The 4,538-nt window shown below is 32.3% G+C and carries 5 protein-coding genes; all 5 read right to left on the bottom strand.

The annotated features are described in order from the left end of the window. Positions 1-217 precede the first annotated feature (217 nt). The gene (locus OQH62_RS08275; protein ID WP_266016061.1) at positions 218-1,189 is read right to left on the bottom strand and encodes an iron-sulfur cluster assembly scaffold protein; all 972 of its coding nucleotides are present in this window, start codon (positions 1,187-1,189) and stop codon (positions 218-220) included. Between the two features lie 10 nt (positions 1,190-1,199). Then, entirely contained in the window at positions 1,200-2,381 is a 1,182-nt protein-coding gene (locus OQH62_RS08270) for a NifS family cysteine desulfurase (RefSeq protein ID WP_266016060.1), read from the bottom strand. Between the two features lie 92 nt (positions 2,382-2,473). Further along, positions 2,474-3,619, bottom strand: coding sequence for a hypothetical protein (locus OQH62_RS08265; protein ID WP_266016059.1), 1,146 nt, complete (start codon positions 3,617-3,619; stop codon positions 2,474-2,476). Between the two features lie 252 nt (positions 3,620-3,871). Beyond that, a complete protein-coding gene (gene rplT / locus OQH62_RS08260; protein ID WP_266016058.1) occupies positions 3,872-4,225 on the bottom strand; it encodes a 50S ribosomal protein L20 in 354 nt (117 codons plus the stop codon). 95 nt (positions 4,226-4,320) lie between these two features. Continuing rightward, positions 4,321-4,512: a 50S ribosomal protein L35 gene (gene rpmI, locus OQH62_RS08255; RefSeq protein WP_266016057.1), complete on the bottom strand. Its 192-nt coding sequence runs from the start codon at positions 4,510-4,512 to the stop codon at positions 4,321-4,323. Between the last annotated feature and the right edge of the window lie 26 nt (positions 4,513-4,538).

Genomic DNA, 4,538 nt, shown 5'->3' with positions numbered 1-4,538 from the left:
ATAATATTGTGGTATTGAGTATAAATTGTTCTATATTTATTAATAAATAATTAATAAATAATAAATATGATTTTTAAAAAAATTAAAAGGTATTGTTTTACTGGAAATACAATTTTTAGAGTTTATAAAAGAATTGTTGATTTTTGCTGTATTGAAGTGTTCTGTGGGTTTTGATTAAAACCCACTTATTTGTTGTATAGAAGGAAATTATTTAAATTTATACGGGTATAACGCGTATATTTGGGCTAAGTTCTTCTTGTAAAATGGTTTCAATGGCATATAAAGTGCCACCACTTCCACTTGAACAGCCGCTGCACGCACCTAAATATCGTATATATACATCAATAGCTGCTCCTTCAGCTTTTTGAATGTCAATAACTTCTAAATCTCCACCATCATTGTGCAACATAGGACGAATTTCAGTATCTAAGACTCCTTCTACCGCTTTAAGCTGCCCTACCAAAGTCATTTCATCGAAAGAAGTATCATCTTTTGTTCTATGTTGGAGCTTCTCTCTTTCCATTTCAGCTCTTGTTTGTGCCAAAATGTCGATTAAGTAATGTTCTCTTTTTTCGTGTCCGCCGGGTTTTACACAAGATTTACAAAAAGCGCCTGCTTTTGTATATTGTGTGATTTCTTCAATAGAATGTAAATCGTTAAGCTTTATAACATCTTTAATTGTTCCAAGACTTACTCTTGCACATTCACATACTATAATTTGATCTTCAAAATCTTCGGGATTTATGCCTTTATAGTGTGCTGCGGCTTGTTTAATAACATCATAAGCCATAACAGAACAGTGCATTTTTTGTGGGGGTACTGCTGGAACATCCGGAGTATCTCTCATAGCAAATTCGACATCTAAATTCGTGATTTTAACGGCTTCATCGACTTTTTTTCCTATACATAAATCTACCATAGTATCACTACTTGCAATCGCAGTCCCACAACCAAAACTTTTGAATTTCGCATCAATTATCGTATCATTACTTTCATCAACGAGCCAGTATAATCTTACAGCGTCGCCACAACTTTCCGCACCAAAATCAGCAACTATGAGTTTTGCTCCTCTTTTTTTTGCGTCTTCTTCACTAAATTCACCCATATGTTGTGGATTATTCATCCTTTCTTGTACTTTTTGAGAATACTCATCCCAAATTGAACCACCAATTAAACTAGTTTTTCCCATAGCCATTCCTTTATTTGTAATTGTTTGGATTGTAAGCATAAGTACTTGAAATTGCTCTCAATCTTATTGCCGCCTTTTTTATTTGCTCTGCAGCATATTCAATCTCTTCTTGAGTATTAAAACGCGATAAAGAAAGTCTTAAAGCTGTATGTGCTAAGTCGTTTTCTGCACCTATAGCTTCCATAATGGGATTGCTTTCAAGAGCTTCACTAGCACAGGCTGAACCTGTACTAGCTGCAATACCATTTTTGTTTAAATCCCAAAGCATAGCTTCGCCTTCAACACCTTTAATGCTTGCTAAGATAGTATTTGGTATTCTATTGTCTCTTTTTCCAACCACACTTGTATCAGGCAAGGCAAGAATTCTGTCTTCTAAATCATCGCGTAATTTTCTAATATGCGTATCCTCAAAAGTAAGCATAGTGTTTGCTATACGTAGTGCCTCGCCCATACCTACTATAAAAGGTACATTTAAAGTTCCGCTTCTACGACCTCCCATATGCTCACCGCCGTGTAAAAAAGGAGTAAGCTTTATGCCTTTTTTTATGAAAAGCCCACCAATTCCTTTTGGTCCGTGAAATTTATGAGCCGAAAAAGAGGCAAAATCCACTCCTATTTTGCTTAAATTGACTTTTATTTTTCCTACAGCTTGAGTTGCATCAGTGTGAAATAAAGCTCCAAATTCGTGTGCAATTTCTGCCATTTGTTGTATGTCGAAAATCATTCCTGTTTCATTATTTGCCCACATTACACTTACTAGAGCAGTTTTATTGCTTATAACATTTTTTAAATCTTGTGGAGTTGAAATACCTTCTTCATTAACAGGAAGTTCTTTGACTTTTACTCCAAATTCTTTTAAAAAATTTGCTGTTGCTACAACTGCTGGGTGTTCTACGCTCGAAATAATCACTTCATCGCGTTCTTTATCTTTTATAATGTCAAAGTAGATACTTTTAAATACCCAATTAATACTTTCAGTAGCACAGGAGGTAATGACTATATCATCTAAATCATTTGCTCCAAGCCCAAAATAGAGTTTATCCATAGCCTCTCTTAAGGCCGGGTGAGTAGCACTTCCCCATTGATGAAGACTATTTGGATTGCCATAGAATTCTTTAAAAAAAGGAAGCATTAATTCATAAGCATTTGGATCAAGCATTGTAGTTGAATTGTTATCTAAATACACTTTCACAATTTTGCCTTTTATTTAAGATATTTTTTATCTTTTTTAAAAAAGCTATAATAATACAATTTTATAAAATTTAGTTTAAATGCCTAGTAAAATCATACCATTATAGAAAGATACGAACGGAGAATTCTGTTAAGACTTGCTTGTTTTGTTCGACGATTTAAAAAATTTTCTACAGAAGAAGAACGATTGGAATTTGCTTCCTGAATTCTTTTTGTATCCGCACTTTGCTCTTGGTACTCTTTCTTCATATTTTCAAATTCATTACGCACTTCATCAATATACATTTGATAAATTGAGCTTGAATGAGTAAAAGCCGTTAAATCCATATTTTTTTCATAATTAATATACTGTTGATACAACAGAGAAAGTTTTTCTTTTGAGCTTGTTTTTTTATCAATTCCATTAACATAAAGGTATAAATCAAAACTCATTTTTTGTTTATTATTTTCTTGGATAAAATCTTCAATATCAGTTTCGCCTTTGAGAATTCTTTGCATTGTTTGATGAGAATTGAGATTAGAGTCAAAAGAATCCATAAAGGAAGGCATTTCATTGGTATTTTTTATATCGTTAAAAATAAAATTCATCAAAAGCCCTGATTTTGAAACTTCACCATTTTTTGTTAAATAAGGTTTTAAAAGTTCGTTTGATGAAGTATTTTCAATGGCTTTATCAAAATGAAAGCTGATGATTTTATTTTCAAGCATATGTGTACTAAGGCTTGTGCTATGACTTAAAGACAAATCAAGCTCTTTTTGAGAGGTATAAATTCTGTTAATATCTGTTGAAAAATCTCCATTTTCTGTTGAAAATCCAGCGCTTAATTGGGATAGAGCATTGCGATTAAGTTGAATGTTGTCATCATTTGCAAACTCAGTGTTGATAGATTTTAAAGAGCTATAATATTTGTTTAAGAGTTGGGGCAGGTCTATGGCTTGAAAAGAGAGATTTTTATCTTTGCTCATAGCTTCTTTTACTATACTTCTTATGCTTTTAATGTTAATGCTATAAGAATTTGGCAAAGAAGCTATTTTGTTTAAATCTTTGTCAAAGAAACCCTGTTCATTGATTCTAAAACCAAATTCACTCGCATAGTTTTGGGTATTTGTAGTAAAAGAGAAAGATTCTAGCTCATTGTTGTCTTGCTGTGAAGTGAGAATTTCTTTTTCATTTGTAAAATTGCTAAAAGGATTAAAAAAGGCTAAATTTTGGTAAGGATTTGTCGAATTTATAGTCATTTTTCTTTCTTTAAAATTATATTACAAATATCTAAGCATACAAGCAAATTACGTTCCAAAATTGCAGATACAATTTATAAATTGTATATTGTAGAGTCTAAGAGAATGAAAAAACTTATTGTATAATGTTGCTCATAAAAAAGCTACAAAGCTTTCTTAATGTGGTTTTATCAAAAAAATCTTATGAATTAGCTTTGATGGAATTTCTAAAGCCAAACATTAAGTTTGACTTTATATTTGAGTTTGAAAAATTTATAGGTGATTTTTTGCAGTTTGTGCAAGTTTTGAAAAAGCAGCGGGGTCATTCATCGCTAAATCAGCGAGAATTTTTCTATCAAGTTCAATACCGCTTTTTTTAAGTCCGTTAATAAATTTAGAATAACTTATATTATCGAGTCTGCAGGCCGCGTTGATACGTATTATCCAAAGGCGACGAAAATCTCTTTTTTTGCGTCTTCTATCACGATAAGCATATACAAGACTTCTTTCTAGCTGTTCTTTTGCTTTTCTAAAATGTTTATGCCGACCGCTGTAAAAGCCTCGCGCTAATTTTAGTATTTTTTTATGTCTGCGTCTTCTTACAACGCCTGTTTTTACTCTTGCCATTTTATATCCTTGTGTTTAAGTGGCGTCCAAAAAATCGGAGCTTTCCCTTTTCTCAAAACAGATGAAGGGGAGTTTGAATGACTTCAGTCAAAAACTTATATTCCTAACATTTTTTCAACAGCTTTGATATTAGTGCTGTGAACGTATTTTGTACTGCGAAGCTCACGCATTCTTTTAGCAGGTTTTTTTGTCAAAATATGGCTACGAAATGCAGAGCCTCTTTTGATTTTGTTTTTACCAACTTTAAAGCGTTTTACAGCGCTTTTGACACTTTTCATTTTTGGCATGTTTTTCCTTTTAAAATAAAAAATCA

This window comes from Campylobacter sp. MIT 21-1684 (assembly GCF_026241315.1).
GTDB lineage: Bacteria > Campylobacterota > Campylobacteria > Campylobacterales > Campylobacteraceae > Campylobacter_D.
The sequence above is the reverse complement of the archived record's forward strand: the minus strand, read 5'-3'. Positions and strand labels throughout refer to the sequence as shown.